At 70.7% G+C, this 15420-nt stretch carries 15 protein-coding genes; 9 read left to right on the top strand and 6 right to left on the bottom strand.

Features of this window, described 5'->3' with window-relative positions; genetic code table 11:
- The first annotated feature begins 5 nt into the window (after window positions 1-5).
- The 5 genes from AB0B45_RS22965 (at window position 6) to AB0B45_RS22985 (ending at window position 4794) form a co-directional block, all read left to right on the top strand.
- Window positions 6-839, top strand: coding sequence for a hypothetical protein (locus AB0B45_RS22965; RefSeq protein ID WP_358133676.1), 834 nt, complete (start codon window positions 6-8; stop codon window positions 837-839).
- Window positions 840-876: 37 nt separating this feature from the next.
- Window positions 877-1356, top strand: coding sequence for a tetratricopeptide repeat protein (locus AB0B45_RS22970; RefSeq protein ID WP_358133678.1), 480 nt, complete (start codon window positions 877-879; stop codon window positions 1354-1356).
- A gap of 114 nt (window positions 1357-1470) precedes the next feature.
- Window positions 1471-2388 (top strand): hypothetical protein, encoded by a 918-nt coding sequence (locus AB0B45_RS22975; protein WP_358133680.1) that lies wholly within the window; start codon window positions 1471-1473, stop codon window positions 2386-2388.
- 61 nt (window positions 2389-2449) lie between these two features.
- Window positions 2450-3241, top strand: a complete 792-nt coding sequence (locus AB0B45_RS22980) for a DUF1206 domain-containing protein (protein ID WP_358133683.1) — start codon at window positions 2450-2452, stop codon at window positions 3239-3241.
- On the top strand, window positions 3238-4794 hold the full coding sequence (locus AB0B45_RS22985; RefSeq protein WP_358133686.1) for a phospholipase D-like domain-containing protein: 1557 nt from the start codon (window positions 3238-3240) through the stop codon (window positions 4792-4794). Before AB0B45_RS22980 ends, AB0B45_RS22985 begins: the two co-directional genes overlap by 4 nt.
- On the opposite strand, the gene AB0B45_RS22990 is transcribed toward AB0B45_RS22985, so the two are convergent.
- The gene (locus AB0B45_RS22990) at window positions 4771-5451 is read right to left on the bottom strand and encodes a phosphatase PAP2 family protein (RefSeq protein WP_358133688.1); all 681 of its coding nucleotides are present in this window, start codon (window positions 5449-5451) and stop codon (window positions 4771-4773) included. The genes AB0B45_RS22985 and AB0B45_RS22990 overlap by 24 nt on opposite strands.
- Window positions 5438-6184, bottom strand: a complete 747-nt coding sequence (locus AB0B45_RS22995) for a phosphatase PAP2 family protein (protein WP_358133689.1) — start codon at window positions 6182-6184, stop codon at window positions 5438-5440. Before AB0B45_RS22995 ends, AB0B45_RS22990 begins: the two co-directional genes overlap by 14 nt.
- Before the next feature lie 98 nt (window positions 6185-6282).
- On the opposite strand from AB0B45_RS22995, the gene AB0B45_RS23000 reads away from it, so the two are divergent.
- On the top strand, window positions 6283-7173 hold the full coding sequence (locus AB0B45_RS23000; RefSeq protein ID WP_358133691.1) for a diacylglycerol kinase family protein: 891 nt from the start codon (window positions 6283-6285) through the stop codon (window positions 7171-7173).
- A 7-nt stretch (window positions 7174-7180) separates the two neighbouring features.
- Here AB0B45_RS23000 and AB0B45_RS23005 read toward each other — a convergent pair whose 3' ends face one another.
- Genes AB0B45_RS23005 through AB0B45_RS23015 form a run of 3 tightly spaced genes read right to left on the bottom strand, consistent with a single transcriptional unit; the run spans window position 7181 to window position 11272 of the window.
- Window positions 7181-8305, bottom strand: a complete 1125-nt coding sequence (locus AB0B45_RS23005; protein WP_358133694.1) for a DUF917 domain-containing protein — start codon at window positions 8303-8305, stop codon at window positions 7181-7183.
- The gene (locus tag AB0B45_RS23010; protein ID WP_358133697.1) at window positions 8305-9879 is read right to left on the bottom strand and encodes a hydantoinase/oxoprolinase family protein; all 1575 of its coding nucleotides are present in this window, start codon (window positions 9877-9879) and stop codon (window positions 8305-8307) included. Before AB0B45_RS23010 ends, AB0B45_RS23005 begins: the two co-directional genes overlap by 1 nt.
- A gap of 55 nt (window positions 9880-9934) precedes the next feature.
- A complete protein-coding gene (locus AB0B45_RS23015) occupies window positions 9935-11272 on the bottom strand; it encodes a cytosine permease (protein WP_358133699.1) in 1338 nt (445 codons plus the stop codon).
- Between the two features lie 227 nt (window positions 11273-11499).
- Between AB0B45_RS23015 and AB0B45_RS23020 the strand changes: the two genes are divergently transcribed.
- Together AB0B45_RS23020 and AB0B45_RS23025 are read left to right on the top strand one after the other, a co-directional pair.
- Entirely contained in the window at window positions 11500-12981 is a 1482-nt protein-coding gene (locus tag AB0B45_RS23020) for an AMP-binding protein (protein WP_358133701.1), read from the top strand.
- Window positions 12982-13000: 19 nt separating this feature from the next.
- Window positions 13001-14017, top strand: coding sequence for an FkbO/Hyg5 family chorismatase (locus tag AB0B45_RS23025; protein WP_358133704.1), 1017 nt, complete (start codon window positions 13001-13003; stop codon window positions 14015-14017).
- A 40-nt stretch (window positions 14018-14057) separates the two neighbouring features.
- Here the strand turns inward: AB0B45_RS23025 and AB0B45_RS23030 are convergent, their stop codons facing one another.
- The gene (locus tag AB0B45_RS23030) at window positions 14058-14594 is read right to left on the bottom strand and encodes an NUDIX hydrolase (protein WP_358133706.1); all 537 of its coding nucleotides are present in this window, start codon (window positions 14592-14594) and stop codon (window positions 14058-14060) included.
- 193 nt (window positions 14595-14787) lie between these two features.
- On the opposite strand from AB0B45_RS23030, the gene AB0B45_RS23035 reads away from it, so the two are divergent.
- Window positions 14788-15420: an RNA polymerase sigma factor gene (locus AB0B45_RS23035; protein ID WP_358133709.1), complete on the top strand. Its 633-nt coding sequence runs from the start codon at window positions 14788-14790 to the stop codon at window positions 15418-15420.

Consider the following 15420-nt stretch of genomic DNA (forward strand, 5'->3'; position numbering starts at 1 on the left):
TCCCCATGCGCCGAGTCACGTGGTTGCTTTCGCTTGCCCTCATATCGGGCTGCGCGGCCGAACAGGCCGCCGCCCCCGTCCCCTCCAAAGGGCCCGACCCACGGCCCAGAATGGAGCAGATCAAGGCCGACTGCATGAAGCAGAAGGGCTTCAGGTACATCGCCTTCGTCCAGCCACCCCAGCCGAAGCCCGACCTGGGCACCTACGAGGGTATGAAGGCGTACCGGCAGAAGTACGGGTACGGCGTGTTCGCCATGCACGTCTACCCGAAGGACCCCCTGGCCCGTGGTGGCGAGAGCCCGTACGTCCATGACCCGAACGACGCGATCATGATGAAACTGAACAACGAACAGCTCGCCTCCTACAAGAAGGCGCGTGAGGGGTGCCTGAACAGAGCGGCCAAGGAGGTGCTCAAAAAGGAGGTCAGCTCGACGGACAAGGCCGTTGACCTGCTCAACGCGGCCTCGGCCAGGTTGGAGGCCGAGGAGATCGACGGCGACCCCGAACTGGTGGCTCTCGCCTCGAGCCTCGCCGACTGCCTCACCGCCAAGGGGCAGAAGGTCTCCTCGACCAAGCCGACCGACCTGGCAAGGAGAGGGTCCAAGGCGTTCTGGGCCGAGTCCGAGAAGCTGGGTGACGAGCAGTACCCCAATAACAAGGGCTTGCACTACGTGCCTGACCTCACCGCCGCACAGGCCAGGCCGTACCTGGATCGGGAGGTCAAGGCCGCGCTGGAGGACCTGGAGTGCGGCAAGGAGTTCTACACCCGCTACGCGCCGAAGCAGGCCTCGATCGACGCCCGGGTGATGGACGAGTACGGCCCGCTGCTCGGGATGTAGCGCCTTCCGGAGTGGCGGGTCATGCCACACTGCGGCCATGAAGAACGAGGAACTGGCGCGAGCCGCGGCACTGCGCGAGGAAGACCGGCATGAAGAAGCGCGTGAGCTGCTGGTGGCGCTCTCCGCGCAGCATCCCGACGACGGCGACGTGGCCAGGGCCACGGCCTACGTGCATGACTCGCTCGGGCTGGAGCACGAGGCGGTGCCGTACTACGAGAGAGCGCTGGAGCTCGGCGCCGACGACAGGATCGGCTTGTTCACCGGCTTCGGCAGCACGTTGCGGGTCATCGGCAGGTATGACGACGCGCTCGCGGTACTGGAGCGCGGGCTGGCGGAGTTCCCCGGCGACCCGTCGCTGCGGGCGTTCAAGGCGATGGCGCTGTACAACACGGGTCAGGATCGCGAGGCCGTGAGCACTCTGCTGAAGCTGCTGGCCGAGGGCGGGCAGACCGGAGGGTACGCCCGCGCCGTCGCCTACTACGCCGACAACCTCGACGAGATCGTCAAGCCTGGCTGAGCCTCCCGGTGGCGCGGGCGTTGTCGTCGAACGCGGCCTGTCCTGGATCCCTGCGGTGGGGGGTGATCCGTGGTGCTGGGCGGGTGTGTCCGGCCGGCCCCTTACCATACGCGCATGACCGCGCACGGATTCACGCTCACCGCCGAGGGCCCGTTCGACTTCGGCGCCTCGCTCCGCTTCGTCGAGGACTGGCCGGCCACCAGCGCGCTGCCCTCCGACGGGCGGGCGCTGCGCTTCGCGTACGCCGCGGAGTCCGACTGGCTCCCGATCGGCGTGACCGTGACGGCCGCGCCCGGCGGGGTCGCCGTCGCCACGACGAGGGCCGCGGGAGCGGGGATCCGGGGCGAGGTGGCGCGCATCCTCTCCCTCGACGTGGACGGCGCGGGCTTCGCCAAGCTCGGCGAGGCCGACCCGGTGCTCGGCGACCTGCAGCGACGCCGTCCCGGCCTGCGTCCTGTGTGCTTCTGGAGCCCGTGGGAGGCGGCGTGCTGGGCGATGATCGTGCAGCGCTCGTCGATGCTCATCGCCTCCAGGCTCAAGCAGCGCATCGCCGAGCGGTACGGCGCGAAGGTCACCATGGACGGACGGACGTTCGCGGCCTTTCCCCCGCCCATCACGCTGCTGGAGGCCGGCGGACTCGGCCTGCCCCCGCAGAAGGAGGAGTGGGTGCGCGGGCTGGCCCGCGCGGCGCTCGACGGCGTCCTCACCACCGAGCACCTGCGCGCGCTCGGCCCGGAGGAGGCCCTGGCCGAGCTGCGCGCCCTGCCCGGCGTGGGGCCGTTCTCCGCGGGCCTGATCCTGATCCGCGGCGCGGGCGCGCCGGACGCGTTCCCCGGCGACGAGCCGCGCCTGTTCACGATCCTGCGCGAGGTGTACGGCCTGCCCGAAGACGCGCCGCCGGCCGCGTACCGGAGGCTGGCCGAGGCATGGCGGCCCTACCGTTCCTGGGCCTCCTTCCTGTTCCGGGCATCCACCTACGGCGTCATGGACGATCGAGCGCTCATGGAGATGGAGCGCCGTCCCGGCGAGTGAAGGTCTAGATCGCGGAATCCGGGGCAGTTCGAGGGTCTTTGACGGACTCTCGGGAGAATCCATGAGCGAGGCTGAGGCAGTGGCACGCCGGGCGGCGGACAGCCCGGCGATGGACAAGCTTGCGCGGGTCGGGCTGGCTTGTCGTGGTGTCCTGTACGGGTTGATCGGAGTGCTGGCACTCCAGATCGCGTTCGGCGGCGGCGGCAAGGAGGCCGACAAGAGCGGGGCGATCAGTACGGTCTCGGCGCTGCCGTTCGGGGCCGTGATCCTCTGGGTCATGGTCGTGGGGTTCGCCGCCCTGACCGTGTGGCAGGCGTGCGAAGCGATCTTCGGGGCGCACAGGCTCAAGGACAGGATCGAGCCGATCAGCCGGGCGGTGGTCTACGCGTTCGTCTGCACCGCGCTGCTGACCATGCTGCTGGCGGGCGAGACAGGCTCCGACGACCAGAAGTCACGGGACCTGACGGGCAAGCTGCTCGCGCTGCCCGCCGGGCAGGTCATCGTAGGCGCGGTCGGGCTCGGCATCATCGCGCTCGGCCTCTACTGGGTGTGGTACGGATTCGAGAAGAAGTTCCGCGAAGAGCTCAGGCCGATGCCGCCTCAGGCCCGCTCGGTGATGGACCGGCTCGGGCTCGCCGGTTACATCGCGCGCGGGGTCATCGCCGCCCTGGCCGGGGTCTTCGTGCTCCAGGCGGCCATCACCTTCGACCCGGACAAGGCCGGGGGCCTCGACGCGACGCTCAGAGCGTTCGCCGACACCCCGGTGGGACCCTGGCTGCTGGCGGTGGTGGCGCTCGGGCTGCTGCTGTTCGCGGGGTACTGCTTCGGAGAGGCCCGCTGGCGGCGGACATGAGGCTCGACGACTGGTTCCTCACCGCCGAGGAGCGCGGCAACGACGCCACCAAGCTCGAGGCCTGGTCAGAGGGGAACCTGGTGCGCCCGCTCGTGCACGGCGCGTCCTACTTCGCCGAGCTCAACGCGTGCCTGGCCGGCCTCGGCAAGGACGACCTGCTGCTGTTCGCCGACTGGCGCGGCGACCCCGACGAGCGCCTCACGCAGGACGGCCCTGAGGTGGCGGCCGCGATGGCGCAGGCGGCCGAGAGGGGAGCGGTGACCAGAGGGCTGATCTGGCGCTCGCACCTGGACTTCCTGCGCTTCAGTTCGGCCGAGAACCGGCACCTCGGCCAGGACATCGAGGCGGCCGGCGGTCAGGCGCTGCTCGACACCCGGGTACGGCTCGGCGGCTCGCACCACCAAAAGTTCGTCGTCCTGCGCCATGACCGCGACCCGGGCAGGGACGTGGCGTTCGTCGGCGGCATCGACCTGTGCCACAGCCGCAGGGACGACGGCCGGCACCTGGGCGATCCGCAGGCGGCGCCGATGCCGGCCGAGTTCGGCGAGCGCCCGCCATGGCACGACGTCCAGGTGGCGATCAGCGGCCCGGCCGTGGCCGAGGTGGAGAAGGTCTTCTGCGAACGCTGGGAGGATCCGGCGCCCGAGACCCGCCAACCCCTCAGGCGGCTGCGCGATCGCCTGAACCGGATGGCGGATGTGCCACCGCTGCCCGACCCCGGTCCACCGCCGCTGCCGGCGGGGAGGCATGCCGTACAGCTGTTGAGGACCTACCCGCACCTGCGTCGCGCCTACCCGTTCGCGCCCCGGGGGGAGCGCAGCGTGGCCAGGGCGTACCACAAGGTGCTGGGCCGGGCCAGATCGCTGGTCTACCTGGAGGACCAGTACCTCTGGTCCACGGAGGTGATCGAGCCGTTCGCCGAGGCGCTGGAGCGGGAGCCGGGGCTATGCATGATCATCGTGGTGCCGCGCCATCCTGACCAGGACGGCTGGCTGGCGGGTCCGGCAAGCCTCATCGGCAGGTCGGAGGCGCTGTCCAGGCTGATGCGCGCGGGCGAGGGCCGGATCGCGATCTACGATCTGGAGAACCACCTGGGCACGCCGGTGTACGTGCACGCCAAGGTCTGCGTGGTCGACGACGTGTGGGCGAGCGTCGGCTCCGACAACGTCAACCTGCGCTCATGGACGTTCGACTCCGAGCTGAGCTGCGCCGTGATCGACGAGGAGCCCGATCCGCGTCCGCCCGCAGGCGCTCGCAGGTTCGCCAGGGATCTCCGGCTCACGCTCGCCGCCGAGCATCTGGACCGCGATCCCGGCGATGTGGCCGATCTGTGCGGTCCTGAAGAGGTGTTCGAGGCGTTCGCCGAGTCGGCCGCCAGGCTCGAGGCCTGGCACCAGGGCGGCCGCGGCGGCCCCCGCCCGCCGGGCCGGCTGCGACCGCACCCGAAACCCGGGCTCGGCCGCATCCGCCGGGCACTGGCCATGCCGTTGTACCGGATGGTCGTGGACCCGGACGGGCGGCCGCCGGGTCTACGCAGGTCGAACGAGTTCTGAGGGCTGCGGCTGACGTCGCTTCTCGCGCCGGTACAGGATCGCGCGAGCGGTCATCACGACGCACCCGACGCCGAGCAGCGTGCCCCAGACGACGTCGGTGAGAAAGTGCATCCCGCGGTAGAAACGGGAGAAGGCGACGGTGAGCGGGGCGGCGACCGCGAGCATCCAGATCACCACCTGGAGCGCCCTGTTGCGGATGTGCGTGGTCAGGATGAGCGCTACCCCGGAGTAGAACGCGACGGCCGCGCTGACGTGTCCCGAGGGGAAGCTGGAGGTGGGCGGGGCCGGGTCGAGGTGCTGCACCGGCGGCCGGTGCCGCCCGACAGGCGCGGTGGTGGCCAGGAAGACGAGCGACTGGCTCCAGACGGCCGCGACAAGGAAGATCGATTCGCGCCAGCGCCTGTACACGAGTCTGAAGACGGTCGCGGCCATCGCGGTGAGCGCCACGATGTAGGGGGTGTCCGACAGGCTGCTGCCGAAGTCGGTGACCGCGTTCCACAGGGAGGTGCGGTCGGCGGCCATGGCCCGGCTCAGGGCGGCCTCACCGGTGGGCCAGGCGAGGATCAGCCGGCCCACTCCGTACGTCACCGCGGCCATCAGGAGCATGGGCAGTAAGATCGTCGACGCGTAGTACTTCACGTGCTCAGCTCCGGTCACGGAACTCCTTCACCAACTCGGGTTCGACTCCCTCGGTCAGCGGCGAGGCGGGCCTGCGGCCCTGCTCGCGCCGCCACGTCTCGAATGCCGCCGCGGTGGCGGCGACCACGGCCGCTCCCAGCACGATCCCCGCGGCCACGTCGCTCACCCAGTGCACGCCGAGCGCGATTCTGGTGTAGCCGACCGACAGCACCAGGAAGCAGGCGGCGGCCCAGGCCACGCGCCGCCCCCGCCGGGACAGCATGGGCAGGACGAGCAGGAGGATCACGCCCGCGCCGAGCGTCACGTGGACCGTGTGGCCCGACGGGAAGGAGTCACCCGGCGCGAGCGCGACGGGGTCCGGCAGGTGCGGCCTGGCCCGGGCAACGATGATCTTGAGCGCGAGGCCGAGCAGCCCGCCCACGGTCACGGTGGTGACCGCCCAGACGGCCAGCCTCGGCGCGCCCTTGTACAGCAGCCAGGCGGCGTACGCGATGACGGCGATCCGCCACGGCCACGGCCCGAACAGGTCCGTCCATACGATGAGCAGCCTGGTCACGCCGGGATGGGCGAGCGCGTACTCGTGCAGTTCCTCGGCGACCTGGGCGTCCAGCCCGTTGACGGGCATCTTGGCCACGACGAGCAGCAGGCTGAACGGGATCATGATGCTCGCCACCGCGAGGCTGGCGAGCGTCAGCCGCAGCCCCAGGCTGCGGTCACGATCGACGCGAGCCCTGAGCCACTGGCGCCTCATGGTTCCGGCTCTTCCTCGTTGCACATCCGCACACGGCTACCCCGGCAGCGGGCATTGATTCCTGCCTGAAGTCCGGCGCCGAGGGTAGTCGGGAGAGCATGTCCCTCACCGTGGCGGTTGTCGCGCACCGTAAGAAGACTCTCGGCGCAGGCCTGGACAGGCTGCGCGTTCTCATCACCGAACAGGACGTCGGAGACCTCCTCTGGTTCGAGGTGCCCAAGAGCAAGAAGGCGCCGAAGAAGGTTCGCAAGGCGCTCAAGCAGGGCGCCGACCTGGTGTTCGTCTGGGGCGGCGACGGCACGGTGCAACGCTGCGCCGACGCGATGGCCTCCTCAGGCGTGCCGATGGCCATCCTCCCCGCGGGGACCGCGAACCTGTTCGCCACCAACCTCGGCATCCCCCTCGACCTCGAGGAGGCGGTGCGGATCGGCTTCCACGGACGGCGGGAGAAGCTGGACCTGGGAGTGCTGAACGGCGAGCACTTCGCGGTGATGGCGGGGGCCGGGTTCGAAGCCGACATGATCGCCGAGGTCGACGGGCAGGCCAAGAAACGGCTCGGCAAGCTGAGCTACGTCAAGGCCGCGGTCCGGCACGTCGGCGGGCCGCTGGTGCCGATGAAGATCGAGATCGACGGGGCGACCTGGTTCGACGATCGGGCCAGCTGCCTGCTGCTGGGAAACGTGAGCACGATCGGCGGTGGCATCGAGGCGTTCGACGACGCCCGGCCGGACGACGGCTGGCTGGAGGTCGGTGTCTCCACCGCGAAGGGGCCGATCCAGTGGGCCAGGGTCATCGGCAGGATGGCCGGCGGACGCTCGGACGAGTCTCCTTTCGTCCGGATCACCCGCGCCAGGAAGGTGTCGGCCCGGTTCGGCGCCCCGCTGACGTACGAGCTGGACGGCGGAGAACGCGAGGCCACCACCCGGATCGAGGCAGAGGCCGTCCCCGGCGCGCTCACGATCTGCCTCCCGCCGGACGAGCGCTCCTGAGCGCGGCCTACCTCTCGGAGGCGCCGGCTCGCGCTCCGGAGGCGAGCCGCTCGACCGGGGTGTAGGGGTCGGACAGGCCGAACGCCGCCGGTCCGAAACAGTCCAGCGCGGCGGGGCTGCGCATGATCTCGGGCGTGGAGATGGCGTAGACGGTCAGCCGCTGGCCGAAGGCCAGCGCCTCGGTGGTCACCGGCGCGCCGGTGTCGGCGTTCAGCGTGCAGATCAGGTCGGGCACGATCGCGACCAGCTCGCCGTTGCGGCGGGCGACGAGGTGCTCGTTCTGGAAGGTGATCTGCAGCTGGTCGGCGGGGTCGTCGAGCGCGGCCAGCGTCACCTGGCCGCGGGCGAACCCGGCGACGGTCTTGCGATCGACGTCGACGACCTTGCCCCGGAACAGGATCAGGCCGTGGCTGTAGATGGTGCCGGCCAGCGCCGCGGTGAGCGCGTCGAACGGGTCGTCGTGCCGTTCGCGCGCGGTGCGAAGAGCGGCGCCGATCCGCATGCCCAGGCTCAGGGTCCCCGGTACGGCGGTGCGGCGCACGGTGGCCGCGTCCATCGGGTAGTCGCAGATGTAGGCGGCGCCGCCCATCTCGACCGTCATGACGCGGGCCAGGCGTTCCATGCGGACGTTGTCGAGGGCGTCGATGATGGCGACGTCGCCGTGGTCGGAGGCGATCGACATGGGCGACCCCGGCACGCCGTACACGGCGAACGTCTCCATCTGCAGTTCGGGAAAGGCCCTGCCCATGCCGTCGGCGTCGATGACCGGCAGCCCGAGCTGGGCGCCGAGCAGCAGCGGCATCATGCTGTTGAGACCACCGCACTCGATCGGCATGGTGGCGGCCGCGGTGCGGCCCAGGTGCTTCTCCAGTGCGCGCAACGCGGCGACGTTGCCCCGGCCGGAGGGCGGCCGCTCGACGAAGACGGTGGGCGCGCCCATCATCGCCGACGGCAGCACGAGCGCGTCGTCGGGCAGCTCGTCGACCGAGATGATCGTCACCCGGCGGCCTTCGCGCAGCTGCCGTTCGACCAGCAGCCTGCCGATGTAGGGGTCGCCGCCACCGCCCGTGCCCAGGACGGCCGCGCCCTCGGCCAGGTCGCGCAGCGCGTCCACCGTCAGGTTCACGCCCATCACGCCCGCACCTCCTCGTTCGTCGCGGAGCCGAGACGGAGCTCGCCGACGGCTTTGACCCGGACGCGTACGGCGTTGCCGGGGAGATAGGCCACGTGCACCTCGTCGACGTCGACCACCTCGACGGTGCCGGGGTCGGCTCCCGCGGAGACCGCCCGCTCGACGGCCTCGGCACGGGCCTGATCGAGGACGTCCTCGCGGGTGCGCGCGGCGGTGATGGCGAACAGCCGGTCGACGTCGCCGCCGATCTGGCCGGTGGCGGCGCCGATGGCGTTGGCCACCGCATGGTGCTCGGGCCGATGGACGGCCGGCACGCCAGGCAGCCGTTCGGGCATCAGCACGCTGCCGCCGCCGACCACGACGACCGGCAGCGGCCGGGCCGAGACCCGCATCCGGTCGACGAGCTCGCTCACCCGGCCTGCCATCCACGCCACGCCGTCCCTGACGAATTCCCTGCCGAGGTGGCGCACAAGGGAGGCGTCGCCGATGTCGGCCATGCCCGCGGCGACCGCCAGGTCGGTGGCGGTCAGAACCCGGCCGCCGAAGACCAGCGCCTGCCTGGTCAGCTCGTAGCCGACACTGTCGGGACCTATCTCCGGTGTCGGGCCGCCGGTGACGCGGCTGCCGCCGCCCAGCCCGATCGACAGCACGTCGGGCATCCGGAAGTTGGTGCGCACGCCGCCGATGTCGACCTCGCCGGTGGCCTGGCGGGGGTAGCCGCCGCTGAGCACGCCGACATCGGTGGTGGTGCCGCCGATGTCCACCACGGCGCAGTCGCCCAGCTCGGCCAGGAACGCCGCTCCGCGCATGGAGTTGGTCGGCCCCGAGGCGAAGGTGCGCACCGGGTAGCGGCGGGTGTGTTCGGCGTCCATGAGCGTGCCGTCGTTCTGCGACAGGTACAGCGGCGCGTGGATGCCGACCGCCCTCAGGGCCTCGGTGAAAGCGTCGACGATCTCGTCGGCCAGGTCGCGCAGGCAGGCGTTGACGACGGTGGCGTTCTCCCTCTCCAGCAGCCCTACCCTGCCGATCTGGTGGGACAGGCTGACACGCAGATGGGGCAGCTCGGCCAGCAGGATGCCGGCGGCCCGCTCCTCCAGCTCGGAGTTGACCGGAGAGAAGACGCTGCTGATGGCCACGGTGTCGATCTCGTGGACGCTCAGCTCGGCTGCGACGCGTTTGAGCTGGTCGGGGTTGAGCGGGGAGATCGGCCGGCCGTCGAACTCGTGGCCGCCGTCGCACAAATGGACACGGGGGTCGATCGCCTTCAGCAGCCGGTCCGGCCAGTCGACCATGGGCGGCAGCGCCGCGGTGGCGGGCAGCGCCAGCCGTACGACGGCGGTGCGGGCCAGTCGGCGGCCGGTCACCAGCGCGTTGGTGAAGTGGGTCGTTCCGATCATCACCGCGGCGATGTGCCCTCGTCCGACCCCGGAGGAGGCCAGCAGCCGTTCGAGGGCGGAGACGACGCCGCTGGTCACGTCGAGGGTGGTGGCGGTCTTGACCTCGGCCAAGACGGTGGTCTCCGCCATCAGGACGGCGTCGGTGTGGGTGCCGCCCACGTCGATCCCGACACGCACGGATGGTGCTCCTGTCTGCGTCGAAGGTGGAGGGGGAACGGGGTCCTGGCGGAGGTCACACCGCGCGCGCGCCCTCCTCACGCGGGGCGCCGGTGAGGCCGAGCCTGCCCGCGAGCGCGTAGGCGGCGAAGGCCACCGCCAAGGCGTTGAGGGCGGGGATGCCCCACGCGACGTACTTGCCGATCAGCGCGGAGCCGAGCCAGATGGCCAGCGCGGCGGGCGCCCAGCCGGGCGCCACCTCCGGGAGTACGCCGGAGGCTCGCGACGCGTCGAGCGCCGGACGCCACCGACGGACGACGTAGTACTCGGCGACCATGATGCCGGCGACGGGCGGGATGGCGACGCCGAGCAGGACGAAGAAGTCGACGAGGTGGTCGAGGATGCCCGCCGCGGCCAGGCCGGTGCCGATCACGCCGAGCGCGACGGTGACGGCCGCCCTGCCGGTGCGCAGGCCGAAGGCGGTGTGCAGGGTGTTGGTCGTGCCGAGGGAGGCGGCGTACAGGTTCCAGTCGTTGATCTTCAGGGTGGCGGTGATCAGGATGATGGTGCCGACCACTCCGGAGGTGGTGGTGACGATGGCGATCACGTCGCCGGTGCGCAGCGCGTGTGCGAGCAGCACCCCGACCAGGGCGACGACGTACTCGCCGAGGGTGATGCCGAGCACCGTCTGCTTGACCACGTCGGCGGCGCTGCGGTTCCACCGGCACATGTCGGGTGAGATCACGGCGCCGACGATGAACCCGCCCGCCACGATGGTGGCCCCCTCGGCCAGGCTCAGGGCGGGACCCGGCGGCGCGGACGCCACCAGCGTGCCGAGCGACTGCTTGGACAGCTCGACGGCGATGGCCCACCCGGCCAGCGCGAGGAAGGCGGGGACGGTGATCCAGGCGGTCCAGGCCATGCCGGCGAAGCCGTGCACGACGATCGCGGTCACGGCCAGCCCCGCCAGGATCGACCAGACCCAGACGGGCGGGCCGCCCAGCAGCGAGGCCAGGCCCTGGGCCAGGACGGCCGACTGGACACCGAACCACCCGAGCAGGCAGACGGCGATGACCATGCCGACGATGCCGGCGCCGTAGCGGCCGAACCCGGCCCACCGGGCGAGCACGGTCGTCGACAGGCCCTCCCGCATGCCCGCGATGCCGACGGCGACCGCCACGACCTCGAGGATGACGGCGCCGAGCGTGATGGCCAGGACCGCGTCCCAGAAGGCCATCCCCATGCCGAGGGTGGCGCCGAGCAGGAACTGGCTGAGCGCGCTCAGCATGCCGAACCGCTGGACCGCGACCGTCACCCAGCCGTAACGGGCCGACGGTGGCACCCTCTGAAGCGCGTAGTCGTCGCGGGCGAGGCCCGTGTCGGGTAACTCGGTGGTGGTCGCCGCATCGGACATCCCGATGCCCCTTCCTCTCGGTCGAAAACGCAGAGGCCGTTGGCTGCGACGCTAGTCGTCACCGACGATCATTGTGAAGAGGCGAGTTCGGGCGGGCCGACGGCGAGCATCCACTGGCCCTGTCGGCACTATTGACGCTTCTCGGTCAGCAATGTACAAAGCTCACGAAGATCATGAACAAGGCAGGGGAAGCGGACGGATCCTGACGCTCAGAGGAGCGATGTCTGATGACAGGCAACTACAATCTCGCCGAACGTCTCGCTCGAACCGCTCGTGATCGGGGATGGCTCGACCGCCCGGCGTACCTCGTCGACAGCGTCGTCCACCGATACGCGGACGTATTCGCGGGGGCCGACCGGGTGGCCGGGTTCCTGTCCGCCTCCGGCGTACGCCGGGGAGACCGGGTGCTGGCCTCGCTTCCCGACGGCATCGACCTGATCTGGACCATCCTCGGGACACTCAGACTCGGAGCGATCGTCGCTCTGGTCAACGCCGACCTCCACCCCGACGAGCTGCGGCAGACGGCCGAGCTCGCGCGGCCGAAGCTCATCGTCGCCGACCCGCGGGTCGCCGGCGTCTTCGACGGTGCCACGGTCACACCCGCCCTGATCAGGGCGGAGCACGGACGGGTTCCGGCGCCGGCGGCGGCCGAGTGCGGACCGGACACCCCTGGCATCGCCCTTCTCACCTCGGGAACGACCACCGGCCGCCCCCGTCTCTGCTTCCACACTCACGGCGACCCCTACGTCTTCGATTCCGCGTTCGGCCGGGTCCTCGACCTGAAGCCCGGCGACGTGAGTCTGTCCGTGTCCCGCATGTACTTCTCCTACGGGCTCGGCAACACGCTCTTCTACCCCCTGCTCAGCGGGAGCGCCGCCGTGCTCGCGGCGGAACGCCCCGCACCCGTGGCCGCGCTCGCCGCGATCCGCGACCTCGGCGTCACCGTGTTCTACGCCCAGCCCAGCTTCTACGCCAGGCTGCTCGCCGAGCCCGATCTCTCGCCCCTCGAAGGTCTCCGGCTGGCCGTCACGGCCGGTGAGGTGCTCGCCCCTGCCCTGGAGGCCGACCTGCGGAAGGCGCTCGGGGGGCGGCTGCTCAACGTCCTCGGCACCACGGAGGTGGGGCAGGTCTTCGCCGCGAACAGCCCGGCCGACGCCAGGGAAGGCACGGTGGGCCGGAGCCTGCCCCCTTTCCTGGTGCGGCTGGTCGACGACGGGGGCGAACCCGTTCCCGCGGGAGTCGAGGGAAATCTGCAGGTCGCAGGGCCCACCATCGCCCCCGGCATCGGATCCGCGTCGGAGGCCCCCCGGCATGGCGAGAGCGGCTGGTGGCCCACGGGTGACACGGCCACCGTGGATGACGACGGCTACATCCAGATCCACGGCAGAGCGGACGACATCGAGATCGTCGGCGGGCAGAACGTGCACCCCGCCGAGATCGAGGACGTGCTCGTGCAGCATCCGCTCGTGCTGGAGGCGGCGGTCTGCTCGACCCGGGCCGAGGACGGCACGTCGAGGCTGCTGGCTCACATCATCGCCAAGGGTGACGAGGCCGATCACGCCACGATCCGCAGCGAGCTGGCCGACTCGGCCAAGGAGCGGCTGACCTGGTACAAGGTGCCGGCGGAGATCGTCTTCGTGTCCGAGCTCCCGCGGACGTCGACGGGCAAACTCAGCCGGCGGGAGTTACGGACGAGAGCGGCACGCTGAAAGCCGGGGGGCGGCGCACATGGCGACACACACCGATGGACTCCGCTGCCGATTGGTCCGTTCCCGCGAAGCGACGCCGTCCGGGCGTCACATCCTTGGCAGGGTCGCCTTTCTCGACCACCCTCGTCCTCCGGTCATCGATGAGGGCGTTCCCGACATGGGAGTCCACCTGGCCGGTGACGGGACCGATCTCGTCGCCGAGGTGTGGGAGACGGATTCCCCCGTCGTGTCAGGCGTCTACCAGGACCTGGCCTACGCCCACGACGGCGAGTATCTCTTCTGCGCCGGCCAGGTTCCGGAGAACGGGTCATACCGGGAGCCGGTCAGGAACGCCTACGGGGCGGCCTTCGATCTGATCAGCAAACTCGAGTATCCGAAGGTCATGCGCATCTGGCACTTCATCAACCACATCAACCACGCCAACGCCGACGGCCTGGAGATCTACAGGGACTTCTGCCTCGGCCGGGCCGAGGCGGTGGATCGCCATCTCGGGCCGGCCGATGACATGCCGGCCGCGACCGGGATCGGGGCTCTGGGCGGCGGCATCAGCTGGTACCTGCTGGCGTCCAGGACCGGGCGAGTGCGCAACATCGAAAACCCCTGGCAGGTTCCCGCCCCCTCCTATCCACACCGGTACGGTCCCCGCCCGCCGAAGTTCGCGCGCGCCACCCACTTCTCGCCGCACGGCCTCGATGGCGCGGGTGACCTCTTCGTCGCCGGCACGGCCAGCATCCTCGGCCACGAGACTGTCCACGCGGGCGACATCGAGAAGCAGTGCGACGTGACCCTCGGCAACATGGCGAAGGTCATCAGCCGGGAGAACCTGCTGGCCAACGGGATCGACGACGGCCGCACCCTGAAGGATCTTCGTTTCGTCAAGGCCTACGTCCGTCGTGAGCAGGACATCCCGGTCGTCCGCGCCAAGTGCGCGGAGGCCTTCTCCGGCACGGCGGAGGTCGTCTACTTCACCGTCGACATCTGCAGGTCGGACCTGCTGGTGGAGATCGAAGGCATCGCACCGCGAGCGACATCGTGACCAGTCGTCTCGCGTCCGAGCGGGAGGGTCGACGGGAGAGCTAATGGGACGCGCGGGCCTGCAGGAGGCCGGCAAGGAAGTGCAGGAGGGCCGCCGAGGTGGTCGCCGAGGTGATGGCCTGCTCGTCGATCAGCGGCTGGATGCGCAGCATCGGCAACCACTCGGCCCGCCCGCCCTCCTCGTCGCCGGCCGGCGCGGCGGCGCAGGGGGAGGCCTGGCGGGCGACGAAGATCAGGTGGTCGCAGTCGGCCACGTCCTCGGCGGGGCGGATCCGGATCAACGGCTGCAGCGGCCCGGGCCGCCAGCCGGTCTGCTCCTCCACGTGGCGGGCCGCGGCCGCCTCGGGCTCCTCGTCAGGGCCGATCTCGCCGAGCGGGATCTCCCATCCCCACGTGTCGGTCACCAGATGGTGGCGCCACAGGAGCAGGACGCGCCCGCCATGAAAGACCACCGCTCCTGCGGCCCGAAGCGTGCGGATGAAGGGCCGTTCCACGTGCTCCCCATCGGTCAGGGCGACGTCCACGACGCGAAGATCGACCCCGTTCGCCGCGTAGAGCAGCCTCTCCGACCGCCGCATGGGATGCTCCTCACCGATTCGCCGGGACTTGCTCTCCGAGAATACGCACAAGGTGGCCCCACCTGCCCGGGCGGGAAGAACGTCGGTAGGAGAGATTAGCCTGGACGGTGTCGTCCCGCCGCGGGCGACGCCGGGCGTCGGCCCGGCCCCGATGTCATGAATGTCCCAGCGCTCGACCAGAGGGGAAGCGATCGTGGGGTCTTTCGCGGGCGGAGGGCTGCCCCAGGATGACGTCGTCGTCACGGCCCTGCGCGCCGGCGATGAGGCGATGTTCGCGGCGCTGCTGAACACCTGGTCCGGGGGCTTGCTGCGGGTGGCCAGGTCCTACGTGTCCACCGACCACTCCGCCGAGGAGGTCGTCCAGGACACGTGGCTGGCGGTGATCGGCGGGATCGACTGCTTCGAGGGCCGCTCCTCGGTCAAGACGTGGGTTTACCGCATCCTGGTCAACACCGCGAAGAAGCGCGGCGTGCGTGAGAGCCGCACGCTGCCGTGGAGCGCCTTCGAACAGGACGGCGGCTGGCCGGCGGGCCTCGGCCCGGTGCCGCCTGGCGGCTGGAAGGAGGCCCCCGCGGCCTGGCCGACGCCCGAGGGCGAGGCGCTGGCCTCGGAGGTGCGCGAGCTGATCGCCGAATCCCTGGCCAGGCTGCCCCCGCGGCAGCGGATCGTGATCACCCTGCGCGACGTGGAAGGATGCACCTCCGACGAGGTGTGCGAGATCCTGGAGATCTCCGCGGCCAACCAGCGGGTCCTGCTGCATCGCGCCCGCGCGGCCGTGCGCGGCTGGCTGGCGGACTACTTCGAGTCCGTGAAACCGCCAGAATAA

This window comes from Nonomuraea sp. NPDC049152, assembly GCF_040648355.1.
Taxonomy (GTDB): domain Bacteria; phylum Actinomycetota; class Actinomycetes; order Streptosporangiales; family Streptosporangiaceae; genus Nonomuraea.